This window comes from Microbacterium sp. F01 (genome assembly GCF_056156365.1).
The window spans coordinates 2,895,853-2,915,618 of record NZ_CM149592.1; the positions used below are offsets into that span (position 1 = coordinate 2,895,853).

Annotated in this window: 10 protein-coding genes; 4 read left to right on the forward strand and 6 right to left on the reverse strand. The window is 62.8% G+C overall.

The annotated features are described in order from the left end of the window. Positions 1-463 precede the first annotated feature (463 nt). Genes ACVN90_RS13335 through ACVN90_RS13345 form a run of 3 tightly spaced genes read right to left on the reverse strand, consistent with a single transcriptional unit; the run spans position 464 to position 9,344 of the window. Positions 464-3,370, reverse strand: a complete 2,907-nt coding sequence (locus ACVN90_RS13335) for a DUF499 domain-containing protein (RefSeq protein WP_475098716.1) — start codon at positions 3,368-3,370, stop codon at positions 464-466. After that, positions 3,367-6,144 (reverse strand): hypothetical protein, encoded by a 2,778-nt coding sequence (locus ACVN90_RS13340; RefSeq protein WP_475098717.1) that lies wholly within the window; start codon positions 6,142-6,144, stop codon positions 3,367-3,369. Before ACVN90_RS13340 ends, ACVN90_RS13335 begins: the two co-directional genes overlap by 4 nt. After that, positions 6,141-9,344, reverse strand: coding sequence for a helicase-related protein (locus ACVN90_RS13345; RefSeq protein ID WP_475098718.1), 3,204 nt, complete (start codon positions 9,342-9,344; stop codon positions 6,141-6,143). Before ACVN90_RS13345 ends, ACVN90_RS13340 begins: the two co-directional genes overlap by 4 nt. A 435-nt stretch (positions 9,345-9,779) precedes the next feature. On the opposite strand from ACVN90_RS13345, the gene ACVN90_RS13350 reads away from it, so the two are divergent. Next, positions 9,780-12,518 (forward strand): AAA family ATPase, encoded by a 2,739-nt coding sequence (locus ACVN90_RS13350; protein ID WP_475098719.1) that lies wholly within the window; start codon positions 9,780-9,782, stop codon positions 12,516-12,518. Between the two features lie 898 nt (positions 12,519-13,416). Here ACVN90_RS13350 and ACVN90_RS13355 read toward each other — a convergent pair. Further along, positions 13,417-13,716, reverse strand: a complete 300-nt coding sequence (locus ACVN90_RS13355; protein ID WP_475098720.1) for a hypothetical protein — start codon at positions 13,714-13,716, stop codon at positions 13,417-13,419. Between the two features lie 1,112 nt (positions 13,717-14,828). Next, positions 14,829-15,302, reverse strand: coding sequence for a hypothetical protein (locus tag ACVN90_RS13360; protein WP_475098721.1), 474 nt, complete (start codon positions 15,300-15,302; stop codon positions 14,829-14,831). A 478-nt stretch (positions 15,303-15,780) separates the two neighbouring features. Between ACVN90_RS13360 and ACVN90_RS13365 the strand changes: the two genes are divergently transcribed. After that, the gene (locus ACVN90_RS13365) at positions 15,781-16,638 is read left to right on the forward strand and encodes a serine/threonine-protein kinase (protein WP_475098722.1); all 858 of its coding nucleotides are present in this window, start codon (positions 15,781-15,783) and stop codon (positions 16,636-16,638) included. Then, entirely contained in the window at positions 16,638-17,789 is a 1,152-nt protein-coding gene (locus ACVN90_RS13370) for a hypothetical protein (RefSeq protein ID WP_475098723.1), read from the forward strand. The genes ACVN90_RS13365 and ACVN90_RS13370 overlap by 1 nt, the downstream gene beginning before the upstream one ends. An 805-nt stretch (positions 17,790-18,594) precedes the next feature. Here the strand turns inward: ACVN90_RS13370 and ACVN90_RS13375 are convergent. Next, positions 18,595-18,774 (reverse strand): MerR family transcriptional regulator, encoded by a 180-nt coding sequence (locus ACVN90_RS13375; RefSeq protein WP_475098724.1) that lies wholly within the window; start codon positions 18,772-18,774, stop codon positions 18,595-18,597. Between the two features lie 119 nt (positions 18,775-18,893). On the opposite strand from ACVN90_RS13375, the gene ACVN90_RS13380 reads away from it, so the two are divergent. Then, the gene (locus tag ACVN90_RS13380; protein WP_475098725.1) at positions 18,894-19,538 is read left to right on the forward strand and encodes a hypothetical protein; all 645 of its coding nucleotides are present in this window, start codon (positions 18,894-18,896) and stop codon (positions 19,536-19,538) included. Positions 19,539-19,766: the final 228 nt, after the last annotated feature.

The window sequence follows — 19,766 nt, forward strand, 5'->3', positions numbered from 1 at the left end:
TGTCGGACACCGGTCGCGCCTCGTCAACGCGGCCGATCACAGATGTGGATAGATGTCGAAAGACCCCCTCAACTGGCGTTGGGTTGGAGGAGCGACTCCCTCGACGCCGAGAGTGTAGCGATCGTTCGCGTCTCCGTTCTCGCCGCTCACTCCTTGCAGACTCCGCGCTGGCGCGCGTCGCTTAGCAGCCGTTCGACGACGCGCACTGCGCCGCGCCCGATCGCTGGGGTTGCTGATTGTCGAAGAAGGCTCATCATGGTCGCACGCCCCTTTTGGCTGCCGCCGGCTCGAGCGCGCGGTCGGACAAGGCACTGGTACTTGGGCGCCGAACTTCGGACCGGTGCGTTTCCGGCGAGGCGCCTTTCAGGCTTACCTGGGTGGCGGCGACGCGATTCGTTCGTGTGACGGCGATCAAGCGGAGTGCCCCGTTATCGCCGCAAGGCCCTCCGCTGCTGTAACACGCCTATTGCGGTCGGACGGTAGCGTTGATGCCCGCGGATTTCAGCGTCCTTTCCAGGGACTCGGCAACGTCCTGGCCCGCGACTAGAGTGAGCGATCCCTGGACCCAAGAGACTGAGCCTTCATCAATCGCCTCATACAGCGCAAGGAAGACATCGCTGATCACATCAGACGTCCCCGCTGAACTTCCGCTGGCAGCAACCGAGAATGTGATCGACTTTTCGAGCGCGGTATCAGGTTCACGGTCACTACCCGTGCCCCTCTTGTCCTCGCGGTCCGCCGATCCGCCAGGTGTGAGTACGGCGCGCTCCCCACTGCTGTCAGCAAGCGCCGCTGGAACCTTCTTGTGAAGTCGTAAGCCGGACTGGCTGAGGTTGATCTCGGACGGACTCAGTACCGCAACGTCGAGCTCGGACGCATCAGTGAGTCTCAGCGAGCCTGATGTTACGGATTCGAAGATCGCCCGCCGGATGTCTTCCTCCCCATCGGGAAGCAACGGCAGCCTAGGCGCGCTCCAGAAGGAGTCGCGGATTTCGTTGAGGGGGCGCCCGAGATCGTCCTCACGCAAATTGTGTTCGAATGTTGTCCCACTGAGTTCGCCTACGGCAAAGGCGCGGTCCCGAGCGACCAGCAACTTCCAAACGGCCGTGCCGTCGAGTGCGGATTGGAGGTCGCTCTCAAAGGTCTCCACAGCAACACTGCGCGGCAGCGATGGGTCCGGCTGGCTGAGATACACCACATGCTGGTAGGCGCTGCGCAGTTTGTCCTTCAGCGCCGACAGAGCATCGTCGCGCGCTCGCATCGCGGCCATGCGCATCTCAGGGTTGTGCTCCATTTCGGGTGCCCCCAGCGCTGAGTCATGAGCGAGGAAGTTGGTGGCCAGCGCACGCGCTTGCTGCCGGCGCTGCGTGTTGACCACAGCGAAGACCGCTGACGCAGCCCACTCAACTGGGAGTCTGTTATCACCCAGGCCAAGGACCGCTTCGATCGCGGAGAGGGTGTCGCGCTCCATTCCATTGCGAAGGGAGAATTGTGCCGGATCGAGGATTACGAGGCGCGTCGTCCTCGCATCATCGATCCCCGCTGCGGCGAGGACATCGATGGGACCAAGATCGGGGCGGGCTCCAACGAACTTCATCTTGCGGAACGGCCCCGTGTTCGACAGCTCCTCGGCGAGCCGGGCGATGGCTGCGTCGCGATCGCTGTCCGATACTACGTTTCTCGCAGCGCGAACCAGGATCGCCAGTGTCTGAGTCGTCGACAGGAAGTACCTCGGCGGCTGGCCGCCTCGGCCTGCCAGAACCTCGACCGTTCCGAGTCCAGCGTCCCCGTCCACCAACTCCCGGATTACGACATCAGCCTCCGCTAAGCCGAATCCCACCTGCGGAGCCAAGATCGCGGCCTTGACCTCGGGTTCGGCGGCGCCACGGCGTCCAGACGATCTGCTGCCGACCACTGAAGCAAGGAAGAGAAATGTAGCGGCTCGTTCGGCGGCGCGGGGGTTCGCTTCCGCGACGCCGTCCTCGGCTCGAGCACGGTCTATAAGGCGCGCCGCTCCGCTGGTGTCGTCCAACCCAACGATGTCATTCTGTGCGATAGATCGATAGTTGGCTTGAGTCCTGGTATCGCTAATGAGCCCGCTTCCGAGAATACTCTCGCGTACGTTTGCGACGGAAAGAGGCAAGTCCCCCGGCCCGATTAGCTCCGGGACCCATTCGCCGGAACGAGCTCGTTCGACGAGCGCAAAAACTGTCGAAGCGAAGACGCGAATCGTTGAACGCACCTTCTGAAATCCAGCCATGTTTGCCCACTCGTTCTCGGCCAGATGCATAAGCTGAGGGTGAAACGGATACGTCCTGGCAACCTCGGTTGGGAAAGAGACCACCCAATTGGCCGCGAGAGTGTCGAAAACCTTCGACTTCCATGCCGCATCCCGCATTGTCTCCGCGTACCTCTCTGCTACGCGGTTGACAGTTAGCGGTGCGGGGGTGCCCGAGAAGAGTCGGCGACGAAGTATCGCTGCAAAATCTGCATTCTCATTGACGGTCGCTGGTTGACCGTTCCGTTCCAACAAGCCACTGAGGTCCTCGCGGCGACGTTCCCCGTCGCGCGAGAGCGCAATCGAGTCCTTTTCCGATGCGATCATCACAACCAGCATCGCGACGCGTGGGACGTCATTCACGGAATCGAGCAGAGCACGCAGAAAGGCCATGTCCTGCGCGGTTAGCTCTGGGTTGCCTGCTCCATCGAGTCCATTCCCGATGTAGTCCAGGACCTCATCCACAATTATCAGGACCGGGTGACCGGTCGCCTGCAGAGCCTCAGCGATCTTGGACTTGTCGCTGAAGAATGGGCGATATGCCTCGTACTTTTGGTAGTCGCGGTCGAAAAGGCGCCAAAGGAATCGCTCATAGAGCGTTTCCGCCGGGCCATCGAGTAACTTATCGGGCGCCCCCGGAGTGAGATTGTCGCAGGCAAGCACCACGACGTGAGGCTTGCCCAAGTCTCGCTTGATTGGTCGCCCAGCGATCTGCTCTGCCGCCTCAAAGACTGCGCGGCCGATCTCCGTTCTAGCGAATGCCTCCGGGTGAGCAGCGAGGTGCCAGCACCCGATGCACGCGTGAGACTTTCCTCCGCCCATGCCTTGGTCGAGCCGGCGCAAAGCTGGCGCCGTTGTGTAAACCTCGCTTCCAAGACGCACCGCCACCTTTGCGAGCAGGTCTACGAGCTGCCCTGTCGGGTAAGTGATGTCTCCAAAGTAGCCAGCATCGGCGTAAGAGGGCGCGGCGGGACCCTTCGTGTGAACGGCTTGAAACAGTGACATCTGCACATCGTCGATAGCGCCTGATGCGTCAACAATCTCGGGCCGAAGTGGTAGCGCGGCCCACCACGCGTCAGCACTGTCGTTCACTTGAGGGTCTCCATATCGAATAGTGGAACCATTCCGTCGGCGTTCTGATCCTGCCGGTCGCGGCTGGCGTACGCCGCGGACACGCCGCGTGCCGCCGACGAGAGGCCCTTTCGGGCCCGCAGCATGCCGCTCCATGCCAGCGCATCAACATCTCCGTCGGGCAGACGGTCGGCTAGGAAGGCGATAGCCGCCCAGAGGAACCCGTCATCTTCGTCCCGCTCTGAAGCGGCAAGCACCTCGGCAACCGCGTCTAGACCATGTCGCCACGCCCCCGCCATCCCGAGTGCAACATCTACCACGCCGGATCCAGCTGTGACCCGGACTCGATAGTTTCGGGAGGCTACGAACTGGCAACCCTTATCAACGTCTGGAACCAGGTCTCGAACTTCACTCAGCTCCATGTCTGAAGCGAGTGCTTGCCATCGGAGCTCAGGCTTCGGCGCCACACTTCGGCCAAACAAGCGGACCCACCACAGAGCGAATCGCGTCCGCGCATCGAAGGTGTCAAGGGGGTGGTGATCCACTTCAACGGCTTCAGCTTCCTGGACTGCCTTGCGGGCGACAACCAAGAAGTGCTCGTGTGGAACGATCGTTCCTTTGTTGTTGGTGACATCGGAGTAGCGACCCACTATCTCCATTGCAGGGCCGGCTGAGGCCATGAGCATGTCCGTGGGTGCTAGTCCTGCTCGGCTCCAGTAGTCGATGCGCTGCTTGACCTCTCGGCGAACCTCCGCCTCGACCGCGGCGGCGCGGCCTGGCGGGCGCCCCGCAGGAGCCGGTCGGCAGGCCATAGTCAGGGTGGAGACGATGTTGGCCTTTCCCTGTTGCCCGCCCGACTCAGTTCTGGCGGGCCATGATCCGGTGAGGACGAGCTCCGCGCGTGTGATTGCACCCAGAAGCCTGCGCCATACTTCCGGTTCGCCATGACCGAAGACGATGGTGACAACACCGCGGTCGTCCACCACTCGACGCATCTCTGCGAAGGCGCTCGCTATCAATCGGTCGTAGTGCTCGCGCGTGCGGTGCTCGACATAGTCGGATCGCTTGGCAATCCCGCGAGACCGCTTTACGATGATTTCCTCTGCTTTGTCCTGAGCGCCGAACGGATCTGCGGTTACGGCAATTGACGGGTCGGCGACGAACATGCATCTTTTTATCCAGGCGTAGAAAAGATCGCTGGAATCTCCATACGCGATCATTTCGTCATACGGAGGATCGGTCACCACTGCCGCAATTGATCCGCTGCGCTGCGAAAGACGCACGGCGCTGCCTCGCTCCACAAGGGTTGGATAACCCGTGCGCTCCGGCATCAACGACTCCAGGCTCCGGACGGTTTGCTGCGCCGACGATCGCCACGAGGCCGCCCCGCCGTTAATCCCCGCCTCGAAACTGTCGTACGAGTACGTGAGAGATCCCTCGTTTACGAAAATTCCGGCGACACCCACCGTGCCACTCGACTGAGCCCGGAGCCAGGCTCCGCGCGTGCTGTAGCGGAGTTGCCGAACCAGCGTGGATGTTGCGTACCCTGCTAGCGCGTATACGTACCGAGCGGTGCAACCGGCGCTCAAGAGTTCGCGGCTGACATCGTTCACGATTCGGCTCAACTTAACGAACGCGAGCGTTTGTCTTTCGACGCACATGTCACCATACGTGCGTGCGCCGTAGATTGAGGACCCCACGATGTTGTTATTGCCCGGCGCAATTCCCTCGTCCGGCACTGCCGGCATCAGAGGGCTGAAGCGCGGCTCAACCCTCAGTTGCTCGCGAGCGCGCTCTACTGCCGCTCGCTCTAGGTCGGTCGGCAGCCGGAAGGACTTGCCAACTTCCGGATCGAAGTCCGCGACAGCAAGAAAGTAGTCTTCACCCAAGCCGTCGTTCGTCAACCGCCGGTGAACCTCCACCGGGTGGACGTGACTACAAAAGATGCACACCGCGGACTTGCCGGCGATCTTCCTTCCATCTGGACCCACAGCGCTCGCCAGCGTGGCGCCCTTTATCGGGGGGCCGGAATGAATGACCGTATCGAAACCGGTACCTGCCGCATTGGGTTCAACATAGAACGACTGGCCATCGTCTTTCGCCGCAGCTCGCGTTCGCGTCGCCTTCTTGATAGACGGCGCACGCAGCATTGCGTTTCCAAACAGTGGGAAGCGACGTCCACACTCCTGGCACGGCAACGACACCGCCCACAGGTATCCCCAAGGCCGACGGCCGCCAACAGCGGGGTAGAAGGACGCCATCTCTTGCTCGTGTCGGCGAGTGATCTCGCGAAGCACGGCTTCCGTGTCCTGAACCAGCCGCGGTCTAACGACCAGGCCGTCCGATGCAAACGGGATGGCAGGCTCCTGGTCCCAGTTGACGAACGGAAACTCGGTCAAGAGCCGCGAGGCTAGGACCGCAACTGGGGCGTACTCCACCGCCTCAGACTCGACTGCGAGTCGAGCTGCTTCAAGCGGGATCATCCCTCGGCCTGAGAACGGGTCGAGCACGGAGGCTCCGTCGGGCCAAGCCGCGCCGATCTCCCTCCGGATGGCGTCCCATGCCTCGTAGCGCCCCTGCATGGCGGATCTCACGAGGTCCTGGAGCCTCCTCTGCTCCTTCTCGTCATCGGGCCAAGGAAGCAGACTCGTTATGACGGCGGCTTTCGCTTGAGCAGTCGGGCGGGCAGCGAACCACGTGAATAGGCCCCGCTCCGCGTTACCGCTCCCCCACCCAGCGCCCGTTGCATCGCTGACCTCCGCAGTTGGAAACCATCGCTCGATCATTCGGGTCACGTGAGGTCCTCCTGCCTTGCAGCGCTCAACGCACTCCCGGGAACTCGAAATATTGAGTCCGCGCCAATCGAGGGACCGAATAGCTGCACGGGATCAGGAAAGGCACCAAACAGGCGGCCGCTGCCGTCAGCGCATGAGTCGACGACATACATCCAGTACTGGTCGCGCTGTTGAAGCGCAATCAGTACCTCGTTCGCCGTCAATCGAACCCCCCGACTACTGGCGTTGTCCCAGATGCCCTTGACTTCGACGCAGCGTTGTTGACGTCCGCGGGTTGCGAGCAGGTCAAATCCTCGGCCTTCGGCCGACACGTCGCTGACGGCCCATCCCTCGCTCCGCAATATCTCGCGAACACGAATCATCGCGATGAGCTCCGAGTCCTTCTCTTGAGGGGTCGGAGGAACCCCGGTTGCTTGTACGCTGACATGAGTCCTCAACACAAGATCGCTCATCTGAACGTCAGTCATCGCCTCAATTGTGCTGATACGTCGTTGCACTCGGTCTGAAAGTTGATTGCGTAGTCGGAGCCGTTCGTCGCGATTAGGTATCCGCTTTGTCAAGCTGACCGGCATCGATTGCAGATCCCTCCGAGCTGCTGCGAACCATTCTTTCCGGGCCTTCGCCAGATGGCTCTGAAGCGACAACGCCTCGTGCTCTGCTGCACCTCGCGCTTCGTGTTCCCTCGCCGGATGAATGGCCTGCGCAATAGTGTTTGCTTCCGTCAAGTTCGCGAGAGTTTCCCATCGCACCGGCCGCGCACTGCCGGATGCGTCGACCCGAATGAGGGTTAGCCATCGTTTGCTCGACTCACTAACCCCCTCGGTTAGTTTGCCTTCGAACACGTAAAGCGAATAGTCACCCGCGCTGGTGGGGTCGAGCGCCCGGCCCCCGCGGTACATGTCGACGGCGAGATCTCGAACGGTCTGATCGATCAGTTCTTGGAAGACTGGCTCGCCGGGGCCGAGCGCTAGGACCCGCGATGCGTCTGCCTCAAGTGATGCTCGCCAGAGAGCCTCCCCCGATGTGGCAACTAGACCGCCGTTAGCTTGGAGCTCATGTGGCAGATCATGGGCGCCTGAAAGCCGGAAGATGCCTTCCCCGGTGGCAGTCTTTTCGACAGCGAGTAGACCGGCGTCGGCCGCTCGGTAGAGGAACGCTTCTACGATGGCCGGGTTAATGCGCTCCAACAGATCTCGCTGCAATTGCTGGAGCGCCGCCAACGAGTCGACCTTCGTCGCGAGGGCAACTTCCTCGGCTCTGGCACTCTCGGCAGCACGCTTGAGGTCCTCCGCCCTCACCTTATCCACGGCCGCAATCGCTTCGGCACGGCGAGCTGGATCGTCGGCAAAGAACGCTGCGAGCCATTCGTTGTATGTGACACCCACCATGTCGGCAACGAGGCTCAAGCTGTCGAACATCTGGCCATCAAGATCATTAGCAGCAGCCACGAACCGCTCTAGGAGCTTGTGAAGAGTTTCACCCTCGCGCGTCCCGATTGCCACGAGGTTATAGAGGAAGACTGACCGCTGCTGGCCGATCCGATGGATGCGGCCCATGCGTTGCTCAAGACGGACCAGCGACCATGGGATGTCGTAATTGATCAGGACGTGTGCCGACTGCAGATCGATCCCCTCGTTGCCGGCGTCAGTCGACACAATAATTTGGAAGGCTCCCCGCATGAACGCCGCCCGCACCGCGTCTCGCTCGGCATGTGCCTGGCGCCCGGAGTACATCTCGGCGGAGAAGCCGGATCGGCGCAGCTCCCGCACCACCCAGTCTGCGGAGTCGGCATACTCGGTGAAGATGACAGCCTGCTGGCTAGTACCGGGTTGGATTTCGTTTGGCAGGAGGCAGCGATCGACCAGTGCAGTCCATTTCGAGGCGGAGTATCCGCTACTGAGCACCGATTCGATTTCGCCGATAAGGTTCGCGAGCGCCGAACGTTCCTTCCGAGCGGAGAGCGACTCCACGTACACGACCTGCGCTTCTTGTCGAACTGATTCGTCCTCGCCCTGCGGATCGGCATTGAACTCCGCCTCAGCGACCGACAAGTCGCCCATGTGCGCTTTTCTGCGCTTCAACGTCTCGACAAGTGCATAGAGCGACGAGGCGGCCCGTTTCCCGTAGACCATGCGGGCCAGCGGCCGCGCGCTAAGTGGGAGAAACTCATCGACGATGTCAATCGATCGGCGATAGACCGCGTCCTCGACGCTGGACAACTCAGCCCGAACGTTAGTTGCCGTGCGCCCGCGAAAGAGGGGGGTGACGCCATCGCGGTCGAACAGGTCCTCCTTCATGCGACGCAAGAAGTGGATCGAACCAGGTTTGAGCGGCGCAAAATCGGCACGTTCGTCGTCGCCCGGGTCGGGGTATATCTCAGGGTCAACCAGATGAAGTAGATGCCGAAACAACCACTCCGACCCTCGGTGTGGCGTCGCAGTCATGAGCAATGCCCGGGGTGTATTCAACGCAAGAAGACGGCCGAGCGAGTAGAACGTAGTCGCAAGCGGCGAAAGCCTGTGTGCCTCGTCAAAGATCACCAGGTCCCAGCCGGCGCGATCCGGCCGGATAGCGTGCTGGACATTCGCGTTGGACGCCGCGAGTTCAAGCGACACAACCCACGCGTCGTGATTCACGTCGAGCGCGTGCTGCTGGACGGATTCAGAAGTGACTCTCCGTAGCTCGCCCCCGAAGAAGCGCTCGAAGTCGTACTGCCATTTAGAAACCAGCCCGGCAGGAGCGACAACCAGTGCACGGCGGACCAGGCCGAGCTTCTGTGCCTCGCGGAGATATAGGCCCGCCATGATCGTCTTTCCGGTGCCCGGTTCGTCGGCCAAGAGAAAGCGAAGCTGCGGCTGCGGCAGCATCGCGCCGTAAACGGCGTTGGATTGATGAGCATAGGGAGTGAGGGGAGTAGAAGCGAGCAACGTGGAAGATGAGTCGGCGCTACCTGCGGCGGACATCCACAAAGCCCAAAGACCGGCAATGACCCTGGCCGAGGTGCCGCCGCCATCCCGTTCGATGACCTCTACGTCTTCCCCACCTTCGTCGACGAAAACTGCGCGAGGCAACAGCGCCCCAGACGCATCCGCGAGGAACAGTCGCCATCCACCACTTGTGGCAATCGCCCCGACGACATCGACCCACTCGTCGATTCCCATCGAAGAGATCCGGACCCGCTCACCGCCAACGAACTGCACCGCACAAGCCTAGTGGGGGGCCCATCTCTCGGCTCGTAGGGCAGGGCGGTCAGGTCTACCAGCGGTCGATCGGTGTCCTCCGCCTTCGGCGCGCGACCCGATGACTGACATTGTTCCTCGGTGTCGGCCGCCGAGCGGATGTCGAACACCCGTCGATCTAGCTCCGGGTCAGTTGGCCATGCGGCGATCGCGGCGCACACCACATCAACGCGCCAGCAACTCGGCCGGCCGCACTCTCGCCCGGTCAAAGCGACCGAACGCGACGCTAAGTGATGCCTGCCACGAGTACAGCGCTCAACCCGGAAGACAGTTGACCTACAGCAATGCACGCAGGCACCGTCGGTGAGCGAGACCGTTTAGAAGCACGCACCTACACGCACCTGCAAGCCAGAAAAATCCCTGGATAGTCAGCAAAATGCACCCTATTCTGACGGCATGCGTGGAGGCCTCGAGCGATGGAAGCGAGGTGTCGAATCCCGAGGGGTTCGACAGGCGATCGCCTACGCGCTCGAGGGCACCTGCGACGCGCACGTCCGCCACTCCCCCGGCGTTGATGCGCTCGAAGCGTACAGTGCCGCCTCCGACTCGACCGTCTCGCGATTCATCGTCAAGAACGGCGCCATCACCTCCGACGAACTCACCGCCGGCGGCCTTCGCGTCTGGCTCACCGGACACGACCCAGTCACCGGGGAAGAGCGCGGCCATCAGCGGCTGAGCCCTGACGCCGACCTGCTGCTCGACGGGACCCTCAACCACCCCAAGTCGTACAGCATCGCCGCGCTGCTGCATCCCGAACTCGCCACCGAGTTCGAAGCACTCCAGGACCGGCTACGCGAACGCATCTTGCTCACGTGGCAGACGGAGCTCAACGCGCGGCGCGGGCACGGAGGGCTCATTCGCGAAGAGATCACCCGCATCGAGGTCGTCGAGCTGCAGCATCGGCGCTCGCGCGCGCTCGACCCGCACATCCACCGTCACCTCTGGCTGAACATCAAGGTGCTCGGCGCGGACGGCAAGTGGTCGAACCTCGACTCGCGCGTTGCAATGAAACTCCACACCGTCGTCAACGCCGAGGGCGAGCTCGCCGCCCGCACCGATCCCGCCTGGATCGCCGCGCTCGCCCGGCACGGATACACGCTCGATAACACTGGCGAGATCGCCGAACTCGCCGGCGCCGTCCGACCCGTCTCGCGTCGGTCGGCGCAAATCGAAGGCAACCGCGCGCGTCTGATCGCGGAGTGGTCGGCGGCGCATGGAGGATCTGCGCCGAGCGTTGAGGTGCTGCAGCAGATAGATCGCCGCGCGTGGGCGGTGTCGCGTCCGAACAAGCCGGCCGATCTCGATGAGGCTTCTTGGGAGGCGCGCGTCCGCGACGAGATCGCAGCGATCGATCCGAGTCTGACCACCCTGCGCACACCCGTGCCCGTCGCTGCAACAGACCTCAATGCCGTCGACCTGGATTTGCTCGCGGCACAGGCGGTCGTCGACGCGGACGAACGGTCCACCTCATGCGGCGGGAGGTTCAGCAGCTTCGACATCCGCGCAGGAGCAATACGCGCGCTCTCGCGCACGGGCGTCGTTGCGGAGCGCGACCGGCTCGATGGCGTGATCGCCGAGATCACCGAGCGCGCCACGCGGTCCGTCTATCGGCTCGTTGCAGAGCCGCCAGCACACGCGAAGGCGTTCATGGCCACCGAGACCGTACGTGCCAAGGTGCGTCTCGCCGGCCGCTTGGACGTGCTCGCCCGACCCGGGCGCTCCCTGCTGCCGGGCGAGTTGCACCGCTTCGCACCGAACGAGGATCTGGCGGCGCTGGATGCGTCGCAAGGCGTTGCTGCGTGCGCCATCGCCGGCACGGACGGGCTCGTGACGGTGACCGGCCCCGCCGGGGCGGGCAAGACGACGATGCTGCGCGCAGCGTTCGCGGCGCTCACGTCACAACGGCGGCGGATGCTCGTCGTTGCCCCCACGCGGAAGGCGGCGTCGGTGGCGTCTCGCGAGGTCGGGGCCGCGGCATCCAGTATTCATGCCCTGCTTTCGGATCACGGCTACCGATGGTGCACCGACGAGGCCGGCGCGAAGGTGTGGACCAGGCTTCGAGTAGGAGAAGTCGAGCCCAGCACGGGCGCCGCATACGGCGGACCAACACAGTACGTATTGCGTTCTCGCGATCGGATCGTCGTCGACGAAGCTGGCATGGTCGACCTGCAGACGGCGAACGTCCTCGTCGAGCTCGCGATCGAGCAGCGTGTCGCACTGGCGTTCGTGGGCGACACGCATCAGGCGTTGCCGGTCGGACATGCGGGTGCGATGGGCTCCGCGATACGTCACGCGAACGCCGCGATCGAGCTCGACACAGTGCACCGGTTTCGCGATCCCGACTACGCGGCGCTCACACTGCGGCTCCGGGATGCGGGTGATCGCGAGGGTGCGCTGGTGGTCGCGGGCGAGCTTGCCGAACGCGGTCACGTCGACCGGGTCGAACATCACGACGCGGCGCGTGAGCGAATGATCGACGCCTACTTCGACTGGCACGCACGCGGCAAGCGGGTGGCGCTGGTATCCGGCACGAATGCCGAGGCGGATGCGATCAACGACGCCATCCAGCAGCGGCGAGTCGATCAGGGCGAGCTCGACGTCCGCGTCGCCGCGTGGGGAATGGGGCAGCAGCGCCTCCTCGTCGGCGACACCGTCCAGACCCGTCGCAACGACCGGCTCACCGGCGTCGAGAATCGCGCGCAGTGGATCGTGCGCGGCATCCGCGACGAGTACCTGTCTCTCGTCTCCGTGAGCGACAGCGGCGAGGTGGCGCGTGTGTCCACCGAGTACGCGCGCGACCACCTGCAGCTCGCCTACGCGTCCACCGTGCACGGCGTGCAGGGCGACACCGCCGATGCGTCGGTCGTCGGGCCCGATGTCGATGCCGCGGGGCTCTACGTGGGTCTCACGCGCGGGCGGTTGCACAACCTCGCGATCGTCGTCGCGCGGACGGATGCCGCGGCTCGCGAGTGCCTCGCCGAGTCTATGCAGCGCGGCACTCCGGAGTTGACGATGCAGGATGCTGTGCGCGCGGCCCAGGCTGAGGTGCGACGTGCGGCGAGGAGTCGGGAGACGGCGATGGCTACGGGGCCGGTGGTTGACTCGCCGAGTGCGGGACGCGGGATCGGTATGTAAAGCCACCTACCGCGACGAAGGGTCCCCCGTCGCTGGGCGGCAGGCTGCTTCTCTGGCTCTCGCTCCACTACGTCAGGGACCGAATCGACGGCGCGGCCGGCGGCGACCCCTAACCGCTAATCACCCTCGTCACGGTCTCTGCAAGCGAGCTCGCCATCATTTTGCTCCTACGTTTCGCGCTGGCGCGGTACGGAGGTAGACTCGGCCGAAGTACTGATGCGCGATGACATGGAGTACCTCTCTGGGGGTCCCGTTAGGGCCATCGTACCGGTGCAGATAAGTACACCAACAGGGTCGAGTATTCCCTCTTTAGGTCGATTGTAGCCCATCTGCTACGCTCTCAGCAGGCGGCATGTCCGTGTCGTTCCCGGGTCTTTCAGCTCGGCCTCCACCCCCGGGTGGACGAAAGGCCTGGTGACCAAGCCCGTTGCAACTCATTTGATGCGCATCCTCGGGCTCACCGAGTGGGAACGGCGGTCAGGCGCTCGGGGATTCCAAGCCTCGGGCGCCTGGCCCTTTCCTTGTTCCTGGTGGACATTCGTAATCTTCCCGCGTCGTTCCGGCGCCACACCGATTCAGTGGTTGGACCGGAGTCGACGGTCGCCAGCCCGATTTCACTCGCCCCGTGGCCTACCCTCGCGCCAGCGTCTGGAAACGAGATGACGAGAGCCGGCGTACAGCTCGAGCTGTCCGCGACGTCCATGGCAGTTCTCGTCAACGTCTCCTCCGCCGTTGGTGTCGCATGCTTGGCCACGACAACTCGAGGCGGGTCGGAAGTTGGGCGGCGCAGCGGGCCGCCCGCTCGTCTGGCCGGGTCGTAGTCTGATGCTGCAAAGACGGCACGGCTCCCGCTTTCCCGTGCACCTTGCGGTGCACCAATCGGAGGTGCCGCTAGCGCCTACTTTTTCGCTGCTGACTTCTTCATGATCGCGTCGAGCAACACGATCGCCGATGCTTTGTTCTCTTCCGCGGGCGCAGTCCAAGCAGTGGGCTGGCGGTAGGCCTTTGATAGTCGGTAAACGTTCCGTCGAACTTTTCGGAATGTGTTTTCGTCAAGCGCCTCTTCCACGCGCGTCGTCAGCACACCGTGTTCAGTTAGTTCGGCGAGGCCTCTCTTACGGCTCGATCGGGAGATTCCGTAGCGGTCATCGAAGAAGCTCGTTGAGATGAAGAATTCTGGATCATCGCTGCGGGTCATCGCCAATGCGCAGAGGTACATGGCGACGCCCGCTCCCGACAACTTGCCAGCGAGCCCCCCCGTCCAGAACGACCGTGGTACCGGCAGGTATGGCTCAAGTCCATATGGCGGAACGTAAGGAGCGGGTCGGCCATTGGGCGCAACCGGCGTGGATTCGTTTCGGAGAATTATCTCCGTCCGTGATCCACTGCTGTGCAGCTGCACGAGTCCACGATCAGCCAGTTCGTGTAAGGCGTCCCTGATCGCCCTTGCACCTTCACCTCGCGGATCGTCCCGACCCAGTAGCTCTGCCCAATAGGCAGCTACTCGGCTGGTCGAGTAGGGGGGTCGAGCATTCACCCAAATCAACGTCATCAGAAGGGAGATCCTGAGCCCGCCGCCCTTTCCTCCTACGGAATCGCGGGTACGCAGCAGCGCGGCCAGCGGGGTGGGTACCGCGACGCCTTCATCCCGTTCCACAAACGACCGCCTGAGCGGACATGCATCCCTCGTCACGGTCTCTGCAAGCGAGCTCGCCATCATTTTGCTCCTACGTTTCGCGCTGGCGCGGTACGGAGGTAGACTCGGCCGAAGTACTGATGCGCGATGACATGGAGTACCTCTCTGGGGGTCCCGTTAGGGCCATCGTACCGGTGCAGATAAGTACACCAACAGGGTCGAGTATTCCCTCTTTAGGTCGATTGTAGCCCATCTGCTACGCTCTCAGCAGGCGGCATGTCCGTGTCGTTCCCGGGTCTTTCAGCTCGGCCTCCACCCCCGGGTGGACGAAAGGCCTGGTGACCAAGCCCGTTGCAACTCATTTGATGCGCATCCTCGGGCTCACCGAGTGGGAACGGCGGTCAGGCGCTCGGGGATTCCAAGCCTCGGGCGCCTGGCCCTTTCCTTGTTCCTGGTGGACATTCGTAATCTTCCCGCGTCGTTCCGGCGCCACACCGATTCAGTGGTTGGACCGGAGTCGACGGTCGCCAGCCCGATTTCACTCGCCCCGTTCGCCCCTTGGCCACATGGCTCCTAACCCGGGTTGCGATGAGCGCGTGCGTCGCTGCGGTGAGGTCAACTCGTGCAAGGCAACACCACCGATGCGTTCGCGGAGCCAATCGGGCGCGCGGCAGTCAGTTGCCCTCAGACGACGGCGTGGCTTTGCGTCGTCGTGACCAGTCTCGGACCTTGAACACTAGTCCGACAACGAAGAGCGCGACTCCGATCAGACCGAAGACGATGCCACCCCAAACTAGCCCGACAAGGATGTTCTGGAGAAATGATTGCCAGGCGGCAGCGTTCCCTCCCAGTACGAGCAAGGCGACGACGACGATGAGGTAGCCGCCCAAGACGTACATGTAGGCGACTGTAAAGACGCCTACGGGCTCCCGTTGAGATCCGTACGCCACCGCCACCCATGTCCGCCTTCCGTCGAGCGCATCACGAGCCTCGCCCGCGGGAAGCTTCTCGATGATTGCGTTGAGGGCAGCGAGTTCCCTCGCTGGGCGAGGTTCGTTTCGCGCCGCGAGGACGCCGACCAGGCCGACGATAGCTGCCGCCACAGCCGATAGCCCGGCGATCAGAGCAACGGCGATGTCGTTGTCCATGACCGCCAGCATATGTTTACAGAACGGTGAGTAGCTGTTGGCCGGCCCCCTTACGGGGATTTGGTGCTTGGCTCCCAAACACCGTTCGATTCGGGCGGAGGCTGAGCCGGCTCCCCCGGACGGGTCTTGCGTGTTGATCATGCTGCGCGTCCGCGGCGGTGCGAAGTACTTCGCAGTCGGCGGGGCTGGGGCTGTCGAGACTGATGTGCCTCGGAGCGTGCTGCGCGGCAGGGCGTCGGCTGGCGTGATCCGCAGAGTAACCGACCCCTCCGCGCCTGCTCGCCTGGACATACGTTCGCCACGACCGCGAGTGGGAAGCGGCTTCCCTCAGTCGAAGTGACACCGGGTGTCTCCACGGAGCTGCGGTGGCGCTATGCCAGTATTGAGCCCGGATATGCACGTGGGGGTATGCGTGCCCTTCGAGCGACTGAGCATCGCGAGCAGGGACCGTGGGCCGAGGTCTGGGAGAGCCAAAGTGGTGAGTGACGTCGACGTTGTCGCGGCGTTCCCAGAGTTCTCGGTCACCATCCCGCACGTTGGCACCGGCCGTGACAAGGTGGCGTTTCGCGCCCATGACGGTGCGAGCGAGTTCGCACTCAAGGTGATGAGCAATCATCTACAGCTGGACGACGATGAAGACCGCGAACAGGCTGAGGCAGTGATAGAGCGCTTCGAACGAGAGATGCGTGCCATGCAAACTGTCGATTGTCCCCACGTGGCGACAGTCACACACGGGCCATCTACACGTCGAATCGCCGATTCAGACCACCTGTGGTTCGGAGAGCCATTTCTGAATCAAGGAACCCTGCACGAAGTTCTTCGCCAAGGCCGTCTCACCTCGGATGCGGCCGACGAACTGGCTCGGGCACTGCTCACTGCCGTTATTGCGATGTGGAACGCTGAACGAATCGTCCACCGTGACATCAAGCCGCAGAACATTGGCTACATCGACGGTCGCGTCGTTCTAATGGATCTCGGCACTGTCCTGTTCACAGAATTGAATCCGCTCACCGCGCCATCCCTAGCCGGCCCCGGCAGCCAGTACTATGCGTCCCCGGAGCAATTCGAGGCGAGAAGATTCTCGACGCCCGACTTCCGCTCTGATCTGTTCCAGATCGGGATTGTTCTATTTGAGGCGATCTCCGGGAGACATCCGTTCCGCGGCGCCGCTGGGAGTTATCTCGACGCGCTGAAGTCATTCGATCCGACCCGCGTGGACTCTCTGTCTTGTTCAGACGCGATGAAGGCACTTATCGGAAGGCTGCTCCAGGGGCGCCCGGCAGGACGGTTTAGGACGCCAGAGAGCGCGCTCGCGATGTTCGAGGAAGGTGCCTGATGTTCTACATCCAACACGGATATGGCAAGTCGAACAAGATCGACGAGGTCTTGACGAGGGGCGCAGTACATGGCGTCATCCTCAGCCCCGGCCATGAAGATGCTCCCACGCTCGCTGCGACGGCCAGCAATAGCGCTGCCGCGGGGATGGACGTTCTCGTAGATCCTCAGTCGTACATCTACTCGACCCGCCCGCAAGGGTCGCTGCGATTTCACGCACGGAATAACGTGGATCTGTCATCGATGAGCTGGGCGGGATCTGCAACCTCAGTTCTGGCTGACATCTCAAAGATAGAGGAGCTCGGACTCCGACTTCAGCTGGGCGACCGCATGATCGCGCCGGCTCCTTTCAATGCGTCGCTCGGGGATTACTGGATGCCGACCGCGCTCCAGTACGCGCGGACCGCCGCTTCGCAGTGGAACTCTCGAGATGTGCTCGCGACAATCGCGATCTCCCAGGAGGCGCTCGCGGACTGGGCGGTCGTAGAAGAGTGGCTTGATGCTGCAACAACACTCGACGTTCGCGGTTTCTACCTTGTCGTCGGTAGATCCGATACAACTTACCCACCGGTTCCATGGAACCCACGCCTATTGGCGAACCTGCTACGTGTGATTTACACGCTCAGCGTCGTCAACGGCTTCGAGGTGATCTGGGGCTATTCCGACGTTGATGGATTGCTCGGCTTGGCGGTCGGCGCGAAAGGGCTGGCGGCGGGTTGGTCATACTCACTGCGACAGTTCTCAATTGATCGCTACAACACTGAACGAGGAGGTGGAGCACAACCAATCCCGAGGGTATTCGTTAGGGAGTTCCTCTCGGATCTGAGAACTACCGAGGTCGCGGACATCTTGGAGATCGCCTCCGCCACGCCATTAACGAGCCTTGCCAGTTCGGATGCGCAGGATGTACTCGGCCTCAGCAACCCGGAGGCTCAGGTCCATCACATGGTCGAGCTCTCGCTCGTCGCAGCAGAAGTCGCCGACCTACCCCTTACGGAGCGATTCGATCACGTGCAGTCCCTCGTGCAGAGTGCGCTGGAACGGTTCGTTGCAGTTGCCGGGTTCAACGTGTCTGTGGAAGGCCGTTACGTCGGGAGGCTTCGCAGCTACGCAGAGGCGCTCGCACTATTCGATCGCGAAGTGACGCGATAGGCGGATCCGCCCTCCAGGCCGCGCGCAACAAGCTCCAGCGTCCAGAGGTTTGCCCAAGCAGGCGGCAAGACTTCTTGAGCTTCGCGGTCCCACCGAACACGGCCGTGGTCCTCGAGAAGCAGTCCGCAACCATAGGCACCAAGTGCGTCGTCGAATTGCGGGTTCTGAGGTCGCGTCGGAAGTAGCAGGGCAGACTGAGCGAACATCCGACGGAACCGTGAGATCTGGCGAAGACCACCTCTCCAGTCCCTCACTTTTGCTTCGACCGCTAGCGTCGTGTGAATCGCCGATGCAAGATCTCTAGCTCGGGCTGTCGTCCACCCGGAGCGTTCAAGCTCTCTCAGCACACGACTCCCGTTCGATGACACCGGAGTCGAGCTTTGGTGTCCAACCAATGGGCTCAGGAGCAGCTTGGCAGCGGTCACGTGGGGCAACCTGATCCCCGACTTCAAGTAGCCAGTGACCACGCTCGGCGCCACGACCACTGCAGCAAGGTCGGGGCGCCCAATCGGAGCGTCCACCTCCGCAATCACATAAAGCGAGCGGCCCACGCCAGGACGAAGAAGACCCCTGATCGAGGCATCGAGCGAACGAGTCAGCCTCGTCTCGTGGATCGGCTCGCCGACGCGGCGCACTGACGCGCTGTCGTCCACTGAAGTCATCGAAGTAATCCTACGCGTGAGTAGTTGCAGGTCGGGCAGGGGCCGCTCATCGCTATCCCCTGCAAGCCGTCAGTGGGCCGTGATGCACGCTCGCACTACCCGGCGCCGTCGGCGCATCACGGAGACTGCTGCCAGCGCAATGATTACGTGTCGACGCCGAAGGCGCGTAGCAGTGGCACGCGGGGGATCATCCGACGCGGGCCGAGCTGGACCGTGGGGATGGTCCCGGCTTCGATGCCGAGCTTGATCGTGCGGTAGTCGACGCCGACGAGCTTCGCGGCATCTTTCATCGTCAGAGCCAGGCAATCCTGTGACCGGTTCATCGCCCTTCCTTCCTGTGAGCCAGCAGTGTCAATCTCCCTTCGTGGCAAAGTACCACAGGCGTGAGCCAAGATCGACAGTCTTCTTCGCGATTCTTCGGTGACCTGGAATAGTGGGCTCTATGGCAGACGTCGAGACGTACGACTTCAGCGACGAACGAATAGATCTCGGCAGCGGGGTGACGCTTCCGAAGTCCTGGCGCGCACGCGTGTCGGGTGAGCAGGACGTGCCCGGCACGATCACCGTCCGCGTGGAGTGGGATGACGTGCTCAGACGCACCGCCGTCACCTTCGCTGCACTCGAGCGCGAAGCGGAGGGCGTCGACATCACCAGCCAGGTGCTCCGCGAGGTGCGAACACACTGGATCATGACGAGGTCCGCTCTCGATGTCGTCACCGTCGACGTCGGCACTGATGATGGCGGCGAACGCGACCACATACCGGTGCGCGAGTTTCTCAGTCGCCTGCGGGCGCAGGAGGAGCGCGAGCCCTTGGAGTCCCTCCACGCCGCGATCTCCGTCTATCGCGTCGCGACAGCAATCAGCTATCCGCCCCTCAAACTCGTCGCCGACACTCTCCAAATCAGCCAAAGCACCGCGACGCGCCTCATGAGTCGCGCGCGCGACTCGGGCCTGGCGCCGGAGGTCCGGATCCAGGAGCCACGGCGGGCGCCGGCGGTCGACCCATACAACCCGGGCCAGGCATTCGACCCTGCGGCGCCACACCGAGGGTCAGCTCAGCCCGGCGGACCCTCGATCGGACGATGAGCAGCCGGTCGGCGTTACCGCAGGGAGACCCGATCCGGGTTTATGGCGCGGTTTGAGCAGATTGCTCAGTATTGCAGTCCCTGGCGCTCATGCGTTTAGCAATGTGCTCTTTCGACTCTTCTTGCCGTTGAGCGAGTTCCGGGGCCGGGACACCTTGCGTCACGGGGCGTTGAGCAGTCGTGATTTTCCGGGGTTTTCTGCCCGTGTTTTGCCCGCAAACCGTTTCCC